The sequence below is a fragment of the Paenibacillus taichungensis genome (assembly GCF_003287275.1).
GTDB classification, from domain to species: Bacteria; Bacillota; Bacilli; order Paenibacillales; family Paenibacillaceae; genus Paenibacillus; species Paenibacillus taichungensis_A.
On the sequence record NZ_QEVW01000001.1, the window covers coordinates 405,963 to 425,498 of the forward strand.

Here is a 19,536-nt window from a genome sequence, read left to right on the forward strand (position 1 = left end):
AGTAGTAGATGGTGAGGGTGATAAAAGAAGTATAAGTGCTTAAACGACAGAGAACAGAATAGAGTGGATAGAAAGATATTATGAAAAGGTGAAAATAAAAGATTGACATGATACATTTTGTATCATAGAGTAAAAGTATGAATACATATCGTATCTAAAGATTGTCGAAAGTACATCATCCATATTACCTATTCCTGTATGGGAATATTAGTGGATATTGATATAAAGAGCTATACCAACTGCATGCTTATTTTAATTTTACAGAGGAGAGGCTGCCATTGGTAGATGTTCATGGTAACGGACTTGTCTTACTACTATGTGTACCTCGCAGTGGAAGTTCGCTATCCACCGTGATGCTGCAAAATCACAGCCGTGTATTTGCCACACAGGAGATGTGGTTTCTGATGAATCTTGTAGATTTGCAGAAGGCTGATTCCCGCCCCTATGGTGGAAGTGCAATCATCCGTCAGTTTTACAGCGCTATGGTATCAGACGAAGGTTTTGAGAAGGCGTGCAGAAGCTTTGCTCTTGAAATCTATAACGGATTTCTGGAGGGGAGCGGGGCAGACTTCATCGTAGATAAATCTCCTCGTTACTATTATATGCTGGAATGGCTTGATCGCCTGTTTCCACAGTCCAAGCGCATTCATCTCCAGCGTAACCCCCTTGCCATAGCTGCTTCCTACAAAAAGGTAAATCGCCATACAGGAGAAGGATTCGAACTGATTCGCAGCTTGCAGAGTCCGAACCTTAATATGAAAGCAGTTGATCTCACACTGGGCATGCTCCGTTTGAACGATTATTTTGCGGACAAACACACGAATGCCTATGAAGTTCAGTACGAACAACTTGTCTCCAACCCTCGGGACGAAATGGAAAAGTTATGCGGTTTTCTTGGCATCGGATATGAAGAGGGAATAGAGCAATATGGACGCTTTGTGGACAGTACAAAGTCCAATATGTTCTATAGTATGGGTGTCGGTGATCCGTTTCTATCTTCACATCAGGAAGCTCATAAGGATTCTGTTAACAACTGGAAAAAAACACTAGTTCCACAGGAAGTTGAATTCTATTGCCGGGTGATAGGCGCAGATATGTTCCATCGGATGGGATACAGTGAACAGCTCGAAGAAGCCGAGCAATGGACGGGTGTACGTTACGAAGCTGGCCCGGATGAGGAAGTCATATCCAAGCTAACGCGTCAATTCTCCGAAGCAACGGGCAGCAGCTGGAAGCAAGGTTACCGGATGCAGCCTGTAGACCTAGTGAGCAATACTCCAGATGAAAACAGGGATAATCAGGCAGCGAATGAACCCGATGCAATTGAACCGACACTGGCCGCACTGGCAACGATCAGGCAGTTGGAAGCCGCATTACGTGCAGCCGATAATCGGCTGGAGCGAGGGTACAATGAGCGGGAACGATTGAAGGTACAGCTTGCGTCTGCTCACAGCAAGATTCAGCGTATCAAATCCTTGATTCCGTTTGGTAACCAGATAAGCGCCTGGGCTTCACAGCGCAAGATACTCCGGGGAGGAAAGTCATGAGCGCTATAGCAGGAATTGTTCACACCGATGGTCAGCAAGCGTTATGGGAGGACAGTTGGCGTTTATATGCCAGTCTGGGCCACGTTCCGGCGGATACAACGGGGGTGTGGAAAGGTAATGAAGCTTTCCTGAGTTGCCATGCCCAGTGGATTACGCCCGAGTCAGTCAGTGAGCAATTGCCCTTATATGATGAAATGAGTGGTCTGACCATCACGGCGGATGCCATTTTGGATAATCGGGAGCAGCTGGCAGATCAACTGTCCATTTCGAGGGCGGAGTTAGCCGGATTGTCGGACAGTGAACTGATCCTGCGAGCCTACCAGCGATGGGATGAACATATGGCAGAGAAACTGCTTGGCGATTTCGCCTTTGCAATCTGGGATGAGCGCAAGCGCAGACTATTTGCTGCCAGAGATATTACAGGCATGAGATCGTTTTATTTTCGGCATGATGGTGAGCGGTTTGCCTTCTGTACCTTAATGAATCCGTTACTGCAATTGGAGGGTGTACATAAAGAACTGAATGAGATCTGGCTCTCCGAATTTCTTGCCATTCCTGATATGCATGACTCGGCAGATATCCATTCTACCGTCTATCGCGGAGTGAGTCAGCTGCCTCCTGCTCATACGCTTAGTTTCAGGGATGGCAGGTTGGAACAGAAACAATATCATCGCTGGGATGAAGTGGAGCCTCTAAAACTCAAGTCCGACGGGGAATATGTAGAAGCATTTCGTGAGGTGTTCGGTCAAGCTGTTGGATCACGATTGCGAACGCATCGACAGGTGGCTGCTGCTTTAAGCGGAGGGCTGGATTCCGGGGCTGTGGTTGGATATGCCTCAGGAACACTGCGAAGTCAAGGGAAAACGTTAAATGCGTACAGCTATGTCCCGGTGTCTGACTTTACGGATTACACATCGAAAACACTGTTAGCAGATGAGCGACCGTTTATCCAGTCTACGGTTAATCACGTCGGCAATATCAAGGAGAATTATCTTGATTTTGAGGGTAGAAGCCCACTTAGTGAAGTGGACACCTGGCTTGATATTATGGAAATGCCTTATAAATACTTTGAGAACTCATTCTGGATTCGTGGTTTTTATGAAAAGGCGAGCCAGCAGGATGCAGGCATTCTATTGACTGGAGCGCGGGGCAACTTCACAGTCTCCTGGGGCCCAGCACTTGATTATTACGCCAGTTTGCTAAAAAGCGGACGCTGGTTCAGGTGGCTCCGGGAAATGCAGCAGTACAGTGAACGCACCGGGATGAAATTCTCACGAATTGCCAAAATTACAGGCCGTAAAGCGTACCCGGAATTGTTCAAATCGATGTCAAAGGGCGCTGCACAAGCCGCATCTGTGCAATTAATCCATCCGGAGTTTGCTAGCCGAACAGGTGTATTGGAACGGCTCAAATCCATTATCGTTCTGCAAGGCGGTGCTCAGGCAGACGCTCTCAAAGTAAGGGCAGAGAAATTCAACAACCTGGCCATTGCGAACAAAAATGGTGCTGTTGCAACCAAATGCTCTCTTCGTTATCGGGCGTGGGAGCGTGACCCTACGAGTGATGCCAGAGTGATTCGTTTCTGTCTGTCCGTACCGATTGAACAATATGTTAATCAAGGTACGGATCGTGCCTTGATAAGGCGGGCTACCTCACCTGAGTTGCCTGACAAAGTGAGATTAAACCAGCGAGTACGCGGTGTTCAGCCCGCGGATTGGTTGCATCGCATGATTCCCAATTGGGGCGATTTTACTGCCGAATTGCGTGCGTTATGTTCTGACAGCCGGGTCGCGGGCATATTGAACACAGAGCGAATCAAGTCCGCACTTGCGAATTTTCCGAATCCTCGGCCTGAGCTCGCTTCACACCCGGACTTGCGGTTGATGATGCATAGTCTGATCGTGTATCGATTTATCCGAAAGTTCTGATGCAGCTAATGGGTGTAGCGATATGAGCCGGGAAAGATCCATTAATCAGTTTACTCATGAGAGGAGGTGAACACGATGCAAATGGAAAAAAAGGAATGGCAAACACCAGCACTGGAAGTATTGGAAGTGAACCAAACGATGGCAGGAGTAGGTTACAAACAGATCGACTGGGTTACTGTCCACGATGCTGATCTTTATGATCCAACTTCCTAAGTTGTTTAGTTTTAACATGTGCCATCATACTTAGAAGGGCGGAAAGGGCAATAATCCAACTTTTCGCCTCCGCCCTTATATTGAGCAGTGCGAATATAAGGGCTTTTTTTACTTACATGCAGAATTGCGAAGGAGGAGTCTTTCATTGTTGCCTGTGCAGTATGAAGCGTATGGCTTGCGTTGGTTGAGCCAATTCCCAATGCCTGAACTCCAAATCGTACAGAGCGGTACAGATTCTCTAACTGCCTATACGGACGTACACATTGAAATAGCTGATTTGGCGGCACAGTGGAAAGAGTGGGATGTGGGGAGCGATAACTTTGTATCCCGAAATGGCAGTCTTTTTTTTCGTATCGAAGATGTGGGCCTGTTTCTCATGGAACAAGGACGCCGTATCGTAGTATCCCCTCAAACGGGAGCAGATGCCAAAAAGGTCAGATTGTTTGTGCTGGGTACATGTATGGCCGTCATTATGATGCAGCGCGGCATTCTTCCACTCCACGGAAGTGCGGTAGTCATTGATGGTTGGGCTTATGCATTTGTTGGACACTCGGGTGCAGGCAAATCCACTTTATCAGCTGCACTTGCTTCACGCGGCTTTCCACTCTTAACGGATGATGTCGTGGCACTGACATGGGATGCAGGAGGAAGAGCAATCGTATCACCGGGTTATCCGCAGCAAAAGTTATGGCAGCCTAGTCTGGACGGATTCGGCATGAAGGAACAGGATTACGCAACGGTTCATGCGGAAATTACGAAATACGCGATACCGGTTCAGCATTATTTTCATGATCAACCTGTTCCGCTTGCCGCTATTTTTGAACTTGATCCGAAGCCGGAAGAGATGCTGAAACCTGTACAACTGAAGGACGTTGCGGGATTGGAACGCCTTCACATGCTGTGCTCTCATACATTTCGCAGTGGACTTGTTTCCAGGCAGGGTCTGGCACAGTGGCTGTTCGAGACGGTCTCGCGGCTGTCCGCCGGTATTGAAGTTTATAGAATCACGAGGTCAGGCTCTGATTTTACCGCATTTGAGATGGCTGACCGGATTACAGAACATGCACGCAAAGGAGTGTATACAGGACAATGACAGCAACGAAGCCAATGAATGGGGAAGACCGTGTGTTGCGGAAGGAAGGCAATCTTGTCAGTGACATGGGTGGGGAAAAAGTCATGATGAGCATCCATAACGGTAAGTATTATAATCTGGGCAGCACGGGTGGACGAATCTGGGATCTGATCAGTCAAGAACGAACATTGACCGAATTGGTTGAAGTGTTAGCTTCAGAATATGAGATAGGCCCAGACATATGCCGTGAGCAGGTTGTGCAATTTCTAGAGCATTTGACGCATGAAGGATTAATTGACGTTACCCGCGGAGAGTAGACCATGTTGCGAAAAATAAAAGCATATCGTTCATTGCCGCGTGAAATTCGTGGATTGGTATGGGAAGCTTATGTCCACCTTGGATGGGCACGAATACTTAAGGCGATGCCTTTTGCCAGGATTGCCCCTAGTCTCGGTACACCCATGTACGAAACGCCGGTGACGGGACTCAATCGTAGTGATGTGACGACAATACGAAATATTTCTAAAGCTATTCTTATTGCCAGCAGGTATACATTATGGGAAAGTCGTTGCCTTGTCATGGCAATCGCAGCGATGAAGATGCTGGAACGCCGTAAAGTGGAGAGTACTCTATATATGGGTACTGCACGGGATAAACAAGGTCAAATGATGGCTCATGCATGGCTGCGAAGTGGGAAATTGATTGTGACTGGAGCAGATACAATGGACCAATATACGGTTGTCGGCGTGTTTGGCAAGCGTTGTCCTGAGAAGGGAGCTGGGGAGATTGTCTACGATACATGAGTGGGAACAATATACAGCGGATTTTCCGCAGGAGCTTAAGCTGATTTTGAGCATGATTAAAGGCGATCTAACAGTAATAACCCCTGAGGACGCCCAAATACGAATTAAGGGGATGGACTGGCAGCTCTTTTTGCAGCTTGCCCATCATCATCGACTGTACTCTGTTCTCTATCTAAAAATAAAAGAGTTGAATTCAGCGATTATTCCCGCTTTTGTGGTGGAGAACCTGAAGCAGCAATACACAACTAATACGTTCCGCATGTTACATCTAACAGCCGAGATGGAGCAGGTATGTGGCGCTTTTCGTGAACGAGGCATTCGGAATATTACGCTCAAAGGGCCCACGCTGGCACATGATTTATACGGAGATATTTCCTTGCGAACCTCTAAAGATCTGGACATTCTTATTCCCTTTGATGATGTGGAGTTCGCGGAGGAGATTCTTGAATCGCTTGGTTATGAATCGAAGGAAGGTAAGAGAACACCAACTGTTGCTAGCTGGAAATGGCGGGAACATCATATCTGTTACAAACACCCGGTCAAAAGAACCCAAGTCGAGATCCATTGGCGGCTTAATCCGGATTCCGGAAGAGAAACCGATTTTGAATTACTGTGGAAACGCAGTCGATTCAGCACCTATACCCAGACGCCTGTCCGTATGCTGGAAAGGGAGGATCTGTGGGCATATTTGGTGACGCACGGCGCAAGACACGGGTGGTTCAGACTGCGTTGGTTACTGGATATCGACCAGATGATTCGCAGTATGCCACTGGATGTCAAAAAAGTGGAGCGACGCCTGAAAGCAGAAGGCAGATTATCTATCGGTTCACAAGCTCTTCATCTGGCTTCGGTATTACTGGACACCCCTTTGGATGCCAATTATCTTGCTTTGTTGTCTTCTCATGAACGTGTGGGAGAGAAATTAGCCAGACGCGGCGTCGTGTTCATGAATGAGATGATTGAGAGCCCGGCAGATGTAAAGAGTTATCGTTCCTATCTGTTCGCACTGCGAAGCACAAGGCAGAAGCTGTTTTTCTTTATTGAACGTTTGTATCCGAGTACCTGGGATGTAGACCAACTACCGCTTCCGCGTTCACTGCATTTTTTGTATTTTCCGTTACGTCCGTTTCTCTGGTTCTGGCGGCGAATCAAAAGGAACACGATGACGGAGAGGGGATAACGTATGATTTCGGAACTGCAATTTTTTATGCGAAAGCTGCATCGTGTAACGGGCCCAGTCTTATATTGGAATCTGTTGGGCATGATCTGCATTAGTCTGATGGAAGGGATCGGCATATATATGCTCGTTCCGATGTTAAGTCTTATTGGTATTTTTGAAATGGGTTCTACAGGTCTGCACTTACCCTGGATATCAGAATTTTTAAATCGTTTTCCGGAAAATGGCCGGCTGCTGCTGGTGCTGCTGACCTTTGTCCTCATTGTCTCTGGACAGGCGTGGCTACAACGTCTTCAGACGATTCGTAACACTCGAATTCAGCAGCAATTTGTTCGAACGCTGCGCATGGAAACCTATCGTGCCATCATTATGGCGCAGTGGTCTTTTTTTCTCCAAAAACGAAAATCCGATTTTAATCATATATTAACGACCGAACTTGCCCGTGTCAGTCAGGGAACGAATATTATGCTGCAAATGGCGGCTTCCTTGATCTTCACCGGCATTCAAATCGGCCTGGCCTTCTGGTTGTCTGCCAAGTTAACTGCCCTTGTCCTGGTCTGCGGATTGGTATTGTTTATTGTCTTGAGAAAATTCGTGAAAAGGGCAAAACAAATTGGGGATCAGACGTCGGAATATTCTCAGAGCTATTATAACGGTATTACAGAGCACTTTAATGGAATCAAGGATATTAAGAGCAATATGCTCGAAAAATCACATATTAGCTGGTTTGAACGTATGTGTGGGCGAATTGAACGTAACGTGGTTCAGTTCAGCCAGTTGAACAGCGGCACACAATTGATTCATCGAATATCCGCGGCAGTCATTATTGCTGCTTTTATCTATTTATCTCTACATGTACTCGCTGTCCCTCCGGCAAGTTTATTGCTCATTATTCTGATCTTTTCACGGTTGTGGCCACGATTCACTTCTATTCAATCCAATCTGGAGTATATGAGTTCGATGCTGCCCGCGTTTCAGATTGTGAGAGAGTTACAGACAGAAACCGAGAAAAGCCGTGAGATTAGCGAAAAAACGGTTAATACTGGTGAACCATATGATGAGGAGTTATCGGTTCCCGGTCCTCGTTCGGTCAGAATGAAGGCCCAGGCCATGCTGAATGAGCAGCAGACAGCTAGCGATATGCTGCCCATTGAACCCCTGGTGCTAAAGGAGTCTATCGAGTGTCAGCAAGTGAATTATCGCTATGAAGGCAGCGATACCTACTCGTTATACGAAGCGTATGCATCCATCCCTGCAAAAGGCATGACGGCCATTGTAGGCAAGTCAGGAGCAGGGAAGAGCACGATGATTGATTTGATTATGGGACTCATACGTCCGGAGAGTGGTCAGATTTTGGTGGATGGGGTGCCGTTAACCGCGAATCGATTGTTAGCCTGGAGAAGTTCAATCGGATATGTCTCTCAGGACCCTTTTCTGTTCCATACAAGTATTCGTGAAAATTTGCGCCTGGTTGATCCAAATGCCAGTGAGGAACAGATGTGGCAGGCATTACAGTTCTCATCGTCTGCAGCGTTTGTCCGCAAACTTCCGCAAGGACTGGATACCATTATCGGTGATCGGGGCATCCGCCTGTCCGGTGGTGAACGTCAGCGTTTGGTGCTTGCCCGCGCTATGCTCCGGAACCCTTCTGTATTGGTATTGGATGAGGCGACAAGTGCGCTGGATAGTGAGAACGAACAACATATTCATGAGGCTCTTGAACACCTGAAAGGGCATGTGACTGTTATTGTTATCGCCCACCGATTATCCACCATTCGAACAGCGGATCGAGTGATTGTATTGGATGAAGGCCGGGTGATCCAACAAGGGGGTTATCAACAGTTGTCTACTGATCCGGTTGGCACATTCAGCAAACTGTTGAACATGCAGGCGGGTGTCGTGGGTCAATGACACTTCTCCGTGAATTCGTGAAAAAACAAAGCAAAAAGGCGCGCCATTAGAGGCAGCGCCTTTGATCTGTATGTATCGGGCAAAAGAAAAGGAAGGGAAGAGGAATAGTAATTCAACATGGTTATCTTTTTCGTCTAGTGAACAATGGCATTGCTAACAGGCTGCGGCAGTTGAAAAGCACCAACACGTTCCAGATGTTGCACAATTTCATGCACGGCTTCTTCAATGGACAGCTCTTCCGTATCAATGATCAGTGTAGGATCTTCTGGAATATCATAAGGGGCAGAGATTCCTGTGAAATGTGGAATGGCACCGCTGCGGGCCTTTTTGTAAAGCCCCTTCGGATCACGGCGTTCGCATTCTTCGATCGAACAACGGACATAAATTTCAATGAAATCATCAGCCTCAAAGAGCTGTTTAACCATATTCCGGTCTTGTGCATCTGGCGAGATAAAGGCGGAAAGAACAAATAACCCGGCATCTACCATCAACTTGGATACTTCACCAATCCGGCGCAGATTTTCTTGCCGATCCTCAGCCGTGAACCCAAGATCCCGATTCAGTCCATGACGTACGTTATCCCCATCAAGTACGTAACAATGAACCCCTTTTTCGTACAGATACTGCTCCAGGGCAAATGCAAGCGAGGACTTTCCTGCGCCGGATAGGCCGGTGAACCATAAGGCACGACTGTGATGACCGTTATGTTTCTCCCTGTCCTGCCTGTTTAAGCTGGATTGCTGCCAGGTAATGTTACGTTCTTCCTTTGACATGGATATCCGCCTCTTCCTACTTATGATATGTATAATATTTTAACATATTTACAAGATTATAGCACCTTCTGAATTTGACGGAATTTAGCGTGAATCGATGACAATTCGGGTATAGATTTAGTACATACATAGCAGGAGGAAGACCAACATGAACAATAACATACACAACATACAGGTATATTTTCAGTGCGCGGATTGCGATCAGGATATTCGGGCAATCTTTGCTCAAGAGCAAGTCAGTGCGGTTCGCTGTTCAGAGTGTGGTAGAGCATACACATTGATGAAGCCTACCATTGGTGACGAGATTTTACTTGATTGGGAGCAGGAGGCTCTATATCATAAATTGCGCGCTGATCGCTCTGAACATGATAATCATAATATGTCTGCCCTGATTATTAAAGTAATTGAGCTGTTAACCTGGCGGGATAGTGGTGATGGTCAGACACGTGCCATAGAGATGGTTAGAGAATGGTTGGCTTCCAGTGGAAAACCTCAGACCTTACTTGAATTGTTTCATCATCCTGAGCGAGATAACAAACGGTTTTGAACGGAGAAATGAGAACTGGGGCTCCATGGTGTGTAAGTATGTGATGCGATCTGTAATCGGAATTTACATACATTAGCTGTTCCTGTGGCATATTACCTGAAGGTGTTCGTGATAGGAAACGACAAACCGAATTTTTCAGGAACAGGAGCGGATAGCAATGAAGCGAATGGTTCTTTACATGCTGCTGGCTGTATTGACGTTCGGTATATTACCGGCACATACTGAAGCATCGCCAATAAATGGAGCATATCATTTTGGCTTCAAAAAGAGCCAAAATGGCCAGTTGCCTTCCATTGATCAGGAAGGATTTAAGGAGATATTACAGCATAACGATGCCATTTTCCTGGGGGATACAAAACAGAAAGAGCTGTATCTTACGTTTGATAACGGTTATGAAAATGGGTTTACGCCAGCTATATTGGATGTTCTGCGCGACAAAAAAGTGCCGGCTGCTTTTTTTGTCACCGGACATTATCTGAAAGACCAGCCTGAATTGGTGAAGCGAATGTCGGCAGAAGGCCATATTGTGGGTAACCACTCCTGGAGCCATCCCGATATGACCCGAGTTTCCAATGAAAAAATAAGAACAGAGCTTGATCAGGTACGATCTGAGGTCAATCGGTTGACTGGACAGCAAGCGACCTTCTTGCGGCCACCACGTGGCATTTTTAACAACCGGACGCTTGCAGAGAGCCACGCTCAAGGTTACGTTAATGTGTTTTGGTCCGTTGCCTATAAAGATTGGGATACCAAAGTGCAACGTGGGACAGAGTATGCACGTCAGCAAGTCCTGAAACAGCTTCATCCGGGAGCAGTCATTCTGCTTCACTCTGTGTCGAAGGATAACACGGAGGCGCTTGCTTCCATCATTGATGAGGCACGTAAGCAAGGATATGCGTTCAAAAGTTTGAATGATCTGAAAACAAAAAGTTATTAATTTTACATGTTTACAATAGAAAAGGGCATCCTGAGCTATGGTAGCTTAGGGTGCCCTTTCTGGTTTGGTCTTTGATGGGTTCAGCAGACATAATTTTAATCATTAAGGAAACACGTTGTGTGATGAGAGGGTCTTTTATAGAACCGTGTTATAAATGATACCGATCGTTTTGGGACCACAATGACTACATATAACGCAGCCAGCCGTAGTTAATTCCACTCGTGCTCCAGTCTGCTCCTGCAGAGACTTTTGCAAATCCAGCGCGTCTTCTTCGGCCATGGTATGCACGACGATAACGAGATCACTGTCGATCTGTTCCTTATGGTTAAGTGTGTTTTGCAGCATTTGTTCAAGAGCCTTTTCGCGTTTGCCACGCACCTTGTATGCAGGTGACATCTTGCCATCGGCTACCCGAATGACGGGGCGAATTTTGAGCAGACTGCCAATCAGGTTTTGCATGCCAGAGCAGCGTCCACCTTTGTACAGATACTCCAACGTATCGATGACAAATTCAGTTCGCACATTTGGTTTGATGGCTTCAACGAGATGTGTAATCTCCGTCAGGCTTTGCCCTTTTTCTGCTGCATGAACTGCCTTCATGACCATGAGACCAATCCCGGAAGAAAGATTCAGAGAGTCCACGACAGAGATGCGACCTTCCGGAAATTCGGAACTGGCCAATCTTGCATTTTGGTAAGTTGACGAAAGTTCAGATGACAAGCTGATATATAAGATATCATACCCTTGTTCTATGTAAGGTTGAAATGCCGTCATGAAATCAGCAGGTGAAGGTGCAGCCGTTTTGGGCAGACGCCCATCCCTGCTTACACGTTCATATAGCTGCTCCGGCTTAATTTCAGCACCGTCCTTCAGTGATTCCTCACCGAACACGACATATAGAGGGATGATACCGATATCGTGTTGCTGGATCCATGCTGGGGCCAGATCACTTGTGCTGTCCGTGAAAATTTTGATTCGTGACATGTCAATCTCCTTTGGATACGAGAATTTGGCAATAGAATGATCAAATGAACCATGTTCAGATGGATCAGTGTTATTCCATTAACATTTTTAAAGAATGAATGTGAAGCGGATTTACGCTTCTACATCATATAGATACCTGCAATTATAAGCCCTGCAAACGCCAGAATCATGACTCCACTGAGAATGGTTCCGATGATAGCAAAGACTTTTTTACGATTTTTGAGAATGAGCCCGATCACACCGAGAATGAGTCCAGCCAGATTAAGAATCAGACAAACCAGAACAGCCAGAGAAGCCAGAACAACTGCTGGATGTAATGCAATCTCTTCCACTTGGATCGGTGTAGTTACGACGCCAATTGTACTGTTGATAGCCATTGTGGCAATAACTAAAGTCAGCATGTAACCAATGATCGAGACCAATCCAATCACAAAACTTGCAATACCAGGCCCGGAATGTTTCAATCGACCCATGGATGGATCTTCAAGGTCGGAGGGGTAAGGTGTAAATAGATTATCATGATTGGGTTCTGAGTAATACGTAGTGGAATCGGATTGATACGGATGATGGTTATTTTGGTTATTTTGATTATCCATAAATGGTGTATCCCTCCCTTAATCGTGTTCATGAGTGTAATTAACCTAATCAGGGTATTATGATTCTCATCAAGAGAATGAAGGCATTCCTTTTTACTTTTCCATAAAAATCGATAAAAATCAAGGTTTAACGCCAGTTTTCGTCGATTTTGAGGCAAAAGCGAAGTAAAGTATATATAACCAGACATATAAATGCCTTCGCATCGTAACTGGCTGGTAAACACTGCAAGGATTCGCTAAAATAAATAGTTAAGAGATGAATTAAGGGAGAGAAGGCAAATGCAACGGAAATGGATGATGCTTGGTGCTGTGCTGACAATGCTTTCTGTAGCTATTGGTGCATTTGGTGCACATATGCTCAAGGAAAAAATTGGTGCAGACGCCATAGCCGTGTATGAAACCGGAGTGCAGTACCACATGATACATGCAATCGGACTGCTGATTATTGGTCTTACAGCGGGTCAACTTGGACCGTCCACCAAGCTCAAGTGGGCAGCACGCTTGCTGTTTATCGGAATTATCATATTCTCGGGCAGTCTGTATGTACTGAGTATTTCAGGTATTAAAATATTGGGAGCCATCACGCCAATCGGCGGGGTAGCCTTTATTGTCGGATGGTTGTTATTAGCACTAGACGTATGGCAGCGGGGAAAAGATCGCTCATAATGATTTGCAATATTTGGGCGTAGTTATGGATCAATTACGATGTACCAGTTCATTGTTACACGAATGAACACCTAAAAAAGCAACTTGCCTGGGAAATGTTATCGAATTCCCCCGTAAGTTGCTTTTTGTTTGAATGTTCATTGAGTTAGAGAAACTCATCAATTTCATTGGTTCGGAACGTATACACTTGTTTTTCATCCACATGGTAGACGCTTACAATGCTGGTATCCCGATCAAAATTCAAGATTCGGCATGGAATGCTCTGATGCCGTCCGTTCTTGTTGTTCACAACGATCCGAGTAAGACGGTTTTCTTTGATAAGGGTATCAATCCATACATCGAATGAATTTCCGTTGGTAGTGTTGGATGCTTCGGTTGAAGGAGCTTTCTGGGAATCAGGTGTTTCGATTTCTTTTTGTGGTTTGACTGGAACGGTTGAAGCCGTCGCTTGATTTAATGAAGAGTTCTTCTGTCTTGCATTGGATTGTGATTTTTTTCTTTCTTTATGAAGAAAGGCGAATGAGTCCTTTTTGGACTGCAGTGTCACTTCAATAATTTTGCCAAGCTCTATGCCGGATTGAATCCGGAAGTCTGCAATTTGTTCCTCTTTGTTTATGAACTCCAACAGGGACTGCAGTGCCAATGCATTCGAGCGGCTCTTAATAAGAATATCGACATTGAATAAAAAGCCGATTTCTTCTTCGTTGGATATGGTTTCTTTCATTCATCCCAGCCCCGTTAAAAGATATGTCAGCAAAAACATGCTTCAATACACTATATCATTAAAATGGCAATAATCATAGTGCTGGAGACATAGAAAATGAGCGAGCCACTTAGGCTAATTCAAGTACAACCATATGCATTTCCAATCCTTTTCCGCAGGTGTCCACACGGCTATCCGGAATGAGGCATACAATTATCGTGACCTGTTCAAGAGGAGGTGTATCTGGAAATTATGGTGACGATGGAGCCGATTGTGGTTGGAGAGCATGTGTTGGTCGGGGTAGAGGTTAAGCTGCCGAAAACGACATTACTGACGATTAATACATCCAAAGGATATATCATGTGCGGAGCACTCGATGTGGGATTACTTAATGAGAAGCTTGGGGATCGCAAGATTATTGCAGCTCGGGCGGTTGGTGTGCGCACATTGGAACAGCTGCTTCATGCGCCTATGGAGTCGGTGACAACGGAAGCCGAAGCCATGGGCATTACGGTTGGCATGACGGGTGTAGAAGCATTGCTCAAGATGATCTGAGTACAAGGATGATTACGGATGATTAATCCCTATTCAAAGTCGATTACGATCACATCAGTACTCATTTAAACGTCGAATACATTATCATCTACAAAAATGAGAAAGGGCTCCCCAATCGGGAAGCCCTTTTTTATAACCCATCCTAAAAAACGATAAAACATGCTTCCACTAATTAAGCTTCATCTTTGGCGAATAAGGCAGCCAGATTCTCTTTGAAAGGAGCGCGAACGACGCCTTTTTCCGTAATAATGGCCGTTACATATTCGTTAGGAGTGACGTCAAACGCCGGGTTGAATACTTTTACACCTTGCGGTGCTGTACGTTTGCCAAAACCTTCGGTTACTTCCTCCGCAGCACGTTCCTCAATCGGAATGAGATCGCCGGATGGCGTAGACAGGTCAATGGTGGACAGCGGGCTGGCTACATAGAATGGAATATTGTGCGCTTTGGCAAGGACCGCTACGCTGTAAGTTCCGATTTTATTAGCTACATCCCCATTGGCAGCAACGCGGTCTGTACCCACGATAACTGCCTGAATCCAGCCTTTGGACATCACCATACCAGCCATGTTGTCGCAGATCAGAGTAACGTCAATACCGGCTTGCTGGAGCTCGAAGGCCGTGAGGCGTGCACCTTGAAGGACAGGGCGGGTTTCGTCTGCGAATACTTTTAGGTTAATGCCGCGCTCGTGAGCGAGGTACATCGGTGCAGTCGCCGTTCCGTATTTTGCAGTCGCAAGTCCGCCTGCATTACAGTGTGTAAGTACACCCATACCGTCTGCGAACAAAGGGAGAGCGTTTTCACCGATAAGGCGGCACACTTCTTCGTCTTCTTTCTGAATTAAGAGAGCTTCTGCTTCAAGAGCAGCATTGTTTTCTTCGATGTTTGCACCGGCTTCAGCGAGATCACTGGCTTTTTGCATCATACGATCCAACGCCCAGAACAGGTTTACAGCCGTTGGGCGGGAAGTGGCAAGATGAGCACAGATGGATTTTACATGATCCAGCCAACCTTGTACGGCAAGTCCGTCATATGCCTTGGCACCGAGCACTACACCAAATGCAGCAGCAATCCCGATCGCCGGAGCACCGCGTACTTTCATCGAGTGGATGGATTCCCATACCTCTTCGGGCGTGTACAGTTTCAACATCAGAATTGTTTCAGGCAGCAGACGTTGGTCAAGCATTTCAAGCTTGTCCTGTTTCCATATAAGGGAGGACAGAGGCTGATGTTCAGGGGTTGTCATGGATGTTCCTCCGTTCCTTGAGTTAAACTTTAATAGAAGTAACCGCAGTAGCTACTATATCTAGAAGTTCACCAATGGTATTCAGATTGCGATTACGCTTGATGAGTGCTTTACCGATTGCCAGCGCTTTGCGCTGAGCACGTTCACGTTGTGTTGCATCTTCAATCGTATCGATATCTGCGACATGCGCAAGTCCAACAATACGACGGACCATTTTCGCGCCGGCAAAGCCAACAGAATCTCTGAATAATTGTTGTACGTAATGAGCTTCGTATCCAGGTGCCTTAGCCATAGGATCAACCAGATCTGAAGCCCACAGGCTGCGGAAACGGGATTCGAATTCAGTCCATACGTCACGAACCATATCCAGCAATATCGTTTCACGCTCATGAAGAGCCATCTGATCATGGATTCGACCTGGCAGCGAGGCGTAGTGGAGAAGCAGATTAGCAAGCACCGCTCCTACATCAAATCCCATTGGGCCGAAATAGGCAAATTCGGGATCAATAACTTTTGTGGATTCAGCTGTGACAAAAATACTGCCTGTGTGCAAATCACCATGAAGTAACGCTTGACCATGGGTGAGAAATTTCTCGCGTAGCAAAGCCACTTCAAGATGGAGTTCTGCATCAGTACGAAGTGCTTCTGCTTCGTCTTCAATGGCAGCCTCATAATTATTTTTCTCCGCAATGCGATAAGGTTCATCAAAGATCAGATCCTCGGTTATTTTACATTGATCCGGATTGACGAATCTGCCCTGTTTCTCTTTCTTCAGTTGCTGGTTCATGCCAAGATCTGACGTGAAAAACAATGTTCTTGCCATGAATTCCCCAATATGTTGTGCAAAAAGAGGATATGTTCCGCCATCGATGAGGCCTTTACGCATAATTACATGATCACTTAAATCTTCCATCACGGTTAAGGCGAGATCATCATCATAATGGTACACTTCGGGCACCATTCCCGGACATAGACGATACTCTTCCTGTAGAATTTCCCGTTCAATTCTGGCACGTACCAGAGACAATGGCCATGATTCTCCGACCACTTTCGCATAAGGAAGAGCTTGTTTGATAATGATACTTTTATCGGAGTTCTGATCCGTGATATGGAAGACCAAATTCAGATTGCCGTCACCGATCTCACGACATTCCAGTTTCGCATCTGCCGCAAACGGACCCGGTAATGTTTTGGCCAGTTCGATTGCATCCTGGGGTGTAAAAGGGCGATATTGGGACAAGAATGCCACCTCCATATATATGAAGAAACAGGAAAACCCACTTCTTTGCTTGGTATATGTCAGTATATCGGAAATAACGGTGATTTTGTACCCTTTTTTTGAGACAGCCTATACCGGACTTGTTTCGAACTTCGGGTGTACGGGTAAAAACAAATAGGCCGGACGGTTGATAGAAATACCGCCGACAAGGCTCTCCGCATTAAGGCGGTGCCGAAATGTTAAATCTCTGTCATTCACATTCAGGTCAACCTGAATCAAGTGAATGTCAGACTAATTTTATAATAAAAGGATGGGATTAAGATGGCTACAAAAAACAAAACAAATCAAGCAAAATCGGTGGAACAAGTACTTAATCGTCAGGTGGCAAACCTGAACGTCCTGTATGTTAAAATCCATAACTATCACTGGTATGTAAAAGGACCTAACTTTTTCACACTGCATGTGAAATTCGAAGAATTCTACAATGAAGTAACTGTACAAATGGATGAAATCGCTGAACGTATTCTTACGCTCAAAGGCAGCCCTGCGGCTACAATGAAAGAATATCTTGAGCTGTCCTCTATCCAAGAGGCTGCTGGTGGCGAAGATGCCAACACAATGGTACAGAATCTGATCGAGGATTTTGCTACATTGTCGAACGAGTACCAAGAAGGTATTGAAGTAGCAGAAGCTGCGGAAGACCAACCGACATCTGATATGCTGACAGGCTTCAAGGCTGATCTGGAGAAACATATGTGGATGCTGCGCTCTTTCTTGGGCTAATTCCACTCTCACTTACCGAGTTTGCTGCCTTATAAAACATACATTTACTTCAACCTAACTTTCACGTTGTCAGGATAGCGCCAAGCGTCTATACTGCTGACAAGACTGACTTGGGGAGGAGAACGTTATGATAGGCACAACGATACCGGCATTAAAAGAATGGGCCTCCGCAATCAAAGCACTGGAAACGGGTCGCCAGGTTATGGTGATGCGCAAAGGTGGGATTGTGGAGGAAACCAGACGTTTTGAGTTGAAAAGTCCAGCGTTCTATCTGTATCCGACTTATGAACATCAGCGTAAAGAACTGATAAAGTCCTCTGATCATTTCTATGTTGAGGAATCACTGGCCGAATGGGTGCCTGAAGCTTCGACGATCCGTCTCACAGCATATGCTGAAGTGACACAGGATTTGGAGATCAGAGATCAGGAGATGCTGGATCGACTTCTTGACTTTCATATGTGGACTGCGGATTTTGCCGAAGACCGCCTAAAGTGGAAACGCAAAGATCCCCTCCATGTATTGATACTCCGAGTGTACCGTTTGAAGGAACCGATGGAGATTCCAGTATTACCTGAATATAACGGATGCCGTTCTTGGATTTCCATTCCGAATGGTCCGGTGCCGCGCGAAATGACGCCGGTGGTGGACGTTGCGGATTTTGACGAACAGGTACAGAAGATTAACGAGACGCTCAAAATGTAATGTTATTTATCGGAAGGACTTGTCCATGATATGGATAGGTCCTTTTTCGGTTGATAGGATCAGATTTGATAAAAGGTTGAATTCCTGTGATTTTTCTCACTGTCTATTTATGACGAAGAAGTTTTGTCATTTGATTCAATCTGGCTTTTATTATAGAATCAGATAGAATAATGTTTCCTGTAAGGGACAAGAGTTCTTAGGAAATGACTTGATAATCATTGAGAATCAGTTTAGAATTATTCTAAAGTGATTCTTGCTTTGGAGATTGGAGTACAGGAGAAATTCAGGGGAAGCCCTGTTCAGATATTAATAGGTGCTTTTTCGTTTTCGACAGTAAACATCAATTTAATCAATGGAGGGAAACAATACACATGGCTACGAATTTCGTCATTGAAGGTCTGAAAGCGACGATCGAAGGTAAGGAAATCCTGAAAGGCATCAACCTGGAAATGAAAGGTGGAGAAATCCACGCAATCATGGGTCCGAACGGAACTGGTAAATCAACACTGGCTTCTGCACTTATGGGGCACCCTAAATATGAAGTAACAGACGGTACGATTACACTTGATGGTGAGGATGTACTGGATATGGCTGTAGACGAGCGCGCTCGTGCTGGTCTGTTCCTGGCTATGCAATACCCGAGTGAAATTGCTGGTGTAACGAATTCCGACTTCCTGCGTAGCGCAATCAACGCACGTCGTGGTGAAGGCAACGAGATCTCTCTGATCAAGTTCATTCGCCAAATGGAAGGTAAAATGAAAGAACTCGACATGAATCCTGAATTTGCTCACCGTTACCTGAATGAAGGTTTCTCCGGTGGTGAGAAAAAACGGAACGAGATTCTGCAAATGATGCTGCTTGATCCAAAAATCGTAGTACTCGATGAAATTGACTCCGGTCTGGATATCGATGCTCTGAAAATCGTGGCAAACGGTGTAAACGCAATGAAGAGCGAAGATCGCGGCTTCCTGATCATCACTCACTACCAACGCCTGTTGAACTACATTACTCCTGACTATGTACACGTAATGATGCAAGGTCGTATCGTGAAGTCTGGTGGACCTGAACTGGCACACCGTCTTGAGGCTGAAGGATATGACTGGGTTAAGGAAGAGCTGGGAATCACAGACGAAACTGTAGGTCAAGAAGCGTAAAGACAAAACGGAGGAGGAT

At 45.7% G+C, this 19,536-nt stretch carries 21 protein-coding genes; 15 read left to right on the top strand and 6 right to left on the bottom strand.

From position 1 onward, the window contains the following. The first annotated feature begins 278 nt into the window (after positions 1-278). The 8 genes from DC345_RS02045 (at position 279) to DC345_RS02080 (ending at position 8,651) form a co-directional block, all read left to right on the top strand. Complete coding sequence (locus DC345_RS02045) at positions 279-1,547, top strand: sulfotransferase family protein (RefSeq protein ID WP_113051668.1); 1,269 nt, start codon at positions 279-281, stop codon at positions 1,545-1,547. After that, positions 1,544-3,475: an asparagine synthase-related protein gene (locus tag DC345_RS02050; RefSeq protein ID WP_113051669.1), complete on the top strand. Its 1,932-nt coding sequence runs from the start codon at positions 1,544-1,546 to the stop codon at positions 3,473-3,475. The genes DC345_RS02045 and DC345_RS02050 overlap by 4 nt, the downstream gene beginning before the upstream one ends. Positions 3,476-3,556: 81 nt before the next feature. Beyond that, a complete protein-coding gene (locus DC345_RS02055) occupies positions 3,557-3,688 on the top strand; it encodes a paeninodin family lasso peptide (RefSeq protein WP_113051745.1) in 132 nt (43 codons plus the stop codon). 145 nt (positions 3,689-3,833) lie between these two features. Next, on the top strand, positions 3,834-4,781 hold the full coding sequence (locus DC345_RS02060; RefSeq protein WP_113051670.1) for an aldolase: 948 nt from the start codon (positions 3,834-3,836) through the stop codon (positions 4,779-4,781). Then, positions 4,778-5,077 carry a lasso peptide biosynthesis PqqD family chaperone gene (locus tag DC345_RS02065; protein WP_113051671.1) on the top strand — a complete coding sequence of 100 codons (300 nt, stop codon included), beginning with the start codon at positions 4,778-4,780 and terminating at the stop codon, positions 5,075-5,077. The genes DC345_RS02060 and DC345_RS02065 overlap by 4 nt, the downstream gene beginning before the upstream one ends. Before the next feature lie 3 nt (positions 5,078-5,080). Then, positions 5,081-5,563, top strand: a complete 483-nt coding sequence (locus DC345_RS02070) for a lasso peptide biosynthesis B2 protein (protein WP_113051672.1) — start codon at positions 5,081-5,083, stop codon at positions 5,561-5,563. After that, a complete protein-coding gene (locus tag DC345_RS02075) occupies positions 5,547-6,743 on the top strand; it encodes a nucleotidyltransferase domain-containing protein (RefSeq protein WP_113051673.1) in 1,197 nt (398 codons plus the stop codon). The genes DC345_RS02070 and DC345_RS02075 overlap by 17 nt, the downstream gene beginning before the upstream one ends. 6 nt (positions 6,744-6,749) lie before the next feature. Beyond that, entirely contained in the window at positions 6,750-8,651 is a 1,902-nt protein-coding gene (locus DC345_RS02080; RefSeq protein WP_181586443.1) for an ABC transporter ATP-binding protein, read from the top strand. A 134-nt stretch (positions 8,652-8,785) separates the two neighbouring features. Here DC345_RS02080 and cysC read toward each other — a convergent pair whose 3' ends face one another. Further along, the gene (cysC, locus tag DC345_RS02085) at positions 8,786-9,424 is read right to left on the bottom strand and encodes an adenylyl-sulfate kinase (RefSeq protein WP_113051675.1); all 639 of its coding nucleotides are present in this window, start codon (positions 9,422-9,424) and stop codon (positions 8,786-8,788) included. Positions 9,425-9,572: 148 nt separating this feature from the next. On the opposite strand from cysC, the gene DC345_RS02090 reads away from it, so the two are divergent. Then, positions 9,573-9,971: a hypothetical protein gene (locus tag DC345_RS02090; protein ID WP_053780509.1), complete on the top strand. Its 399-nt coding sequence runs from the start codon at positions 9,573-9,575 to the stop codon at positions 9,969-9,971. A gap of 157 nt (positions 9,972-10,128) precedes the next feature. Then, the gene (pdaA, locus tag DC345_RS02095; protein ID WP_076289863.1) at positions 10,129-10,908 is read left to right on the top strand and encodes a delta-lactam-biosynthetic de-N-acetylase; all 780 of its coding nucleotides are present in this window, start codon (positions 10,129-10,131) and stop codon (positions 10,906-10,908) included. Between the two features lie 135 nt (positions 10,909-11,043). On the opposite strand, the gene DC345_RS02100 is transcribed toward pdaA, so the two are convergent. Together DC345_RS02100 and DC345_RS02105 are read right to left on the bottom strand one after the other, a co-directional pair. Next, entirely contained in the window at positions 11,044-11,892 is an 849-nt protein-coding gene (locus DC345_RS02100) for a DegV family protein (protein WP_113051676.1), read from the bottom strand. Positions 11,893-12,011: 119 nt separating this feature from the next. After that, positions 12,012-12,488, bottom strand: coding sequence for a hypothetical protein (locus DC345_RS02105; RefSeq protein ID WP_113051677.1), 477 nt, complete (start codon positions 12,486-12,488; stop codon positions 12,012-12,014). Positions 12,489-12,767: 279 nt separating this feature from the next. Between DC345_RS02105 and DC345_RS02110 the strand changes: the two genes are divergently transcribed. After that, a complete protein-coding gene (locus tag DC345_RS02110; RefSeq protein WP_113051678.1) occupies positions 12,768-13,154 on the top strand; it encodes a DUF423 domain-containing protein in 387 nt (128 codons plus the stop codon). A gap of 145 nt (positions 13,155-13,299) precedes the next feature. Here DC345_RS02110 and DC345_RS02115 read toward each other — a convergent pair whose 3' ends face one another. Further along, positions 13,300-13,878 (bottom strand): hypothetical protein, encoded by a 579-nt coding sequence (locus tag DC345_RS02115; RefSeq protein ID WP_113051679.1) that lies wholly within the window; start codon positions 13,876-13,878, stop codon positions 13,300-13,302. Between the two features lie 231 nt (positions 13,879-14,109). Here DC345_RS02115 and DC345_RS02120 point away from each other — a divergent pair, with 231 nt between their 5' ends. Then, positions 14,110-14,412 (top strand): YunC family protein, encoded by a 303-nt coding sequence (locus DC345_RS02120; protein WP_017689545.1) that lies wholly within the window; start codon positions 14,110-14,112, stop codon positions 14,410-14,412. 172 nt (positions 14,413-14,584) lie between these two features. On the opposite strand, the gene mtnA is transcribed toward DC345_RS02120, so the two are convergent. Together mtnA and mtnK are read right to left on the bottom strand one after the other, a co-directional pair. After that, positions 14,585-15,658 carry an S-methyl-5-thioribose-1-phosphate isomerase gene (mtnA, locus tag DC345_RS02125; RefSeq protein ID WP_113051680.1) on the bottom strand — a complete coding sequence of 358 codons (1,074 nt, stop codon included), beginning with the start codon at positions 15,656-15,658 and terminating at the stop codon, positions 14,585-14,587. Positions 15,659-15,680: 22 nt separating this feature from the next. Further along, on the bottom strand, positions 15,681-16,898 hold the full coding sequence (gene mtnK / locus DC345_RS02130; protein WP_181586438.1) for an S-methyl-5-thioribose kinase: 1,218 nt from the start codon (positions 16,896-16,898) through the stop codon (positions 15,681-15,683). Positions 16,899-17,198: 300 nt separating this feature from the next. Between mtnK and DC345_RS02135 the strand changes: the two genes are divergently transcribed. From DC345_RS02135 to sufC, 3 genes are all read left to right on the top strand, one after another. After that, entirely contained in the window at positions 17,199-17,660 is a 462-nt protein-coding gene (locus tag DC345_RS02135) for a Dps family protein (RefSeq protein WP_079345979.1), read from the top strand. Between the two features lie 127 nt (positions 17,661-17,787). Further along, positions 17,788-18,363: a DUF1802 family protein gene (locus tag DC345_RS02140; protein WP_079696573.1), complete on the top strand. Its 576-nt coding sequence runs from the start codon at positions 17,788-17,790 to the stop codon at positions 18,361-18,363. A gap of 371 nt (positions 18,364-18,734) precedes the next feature. Continuing rightward, positions 18,735-19,517, top strand: a complete 783-nt coding sequence (sufC, locus tag DC345_RS02145; protein ID WP_062833524.1) for a Fe-S cluster assembly ATPase SufC — start codon at positions 18,735-18,737, stop codon at positions 19,515-19,517. The last annotated feature ends 19 nt before the right edge of the window (positions 19,518-19,536 follow it).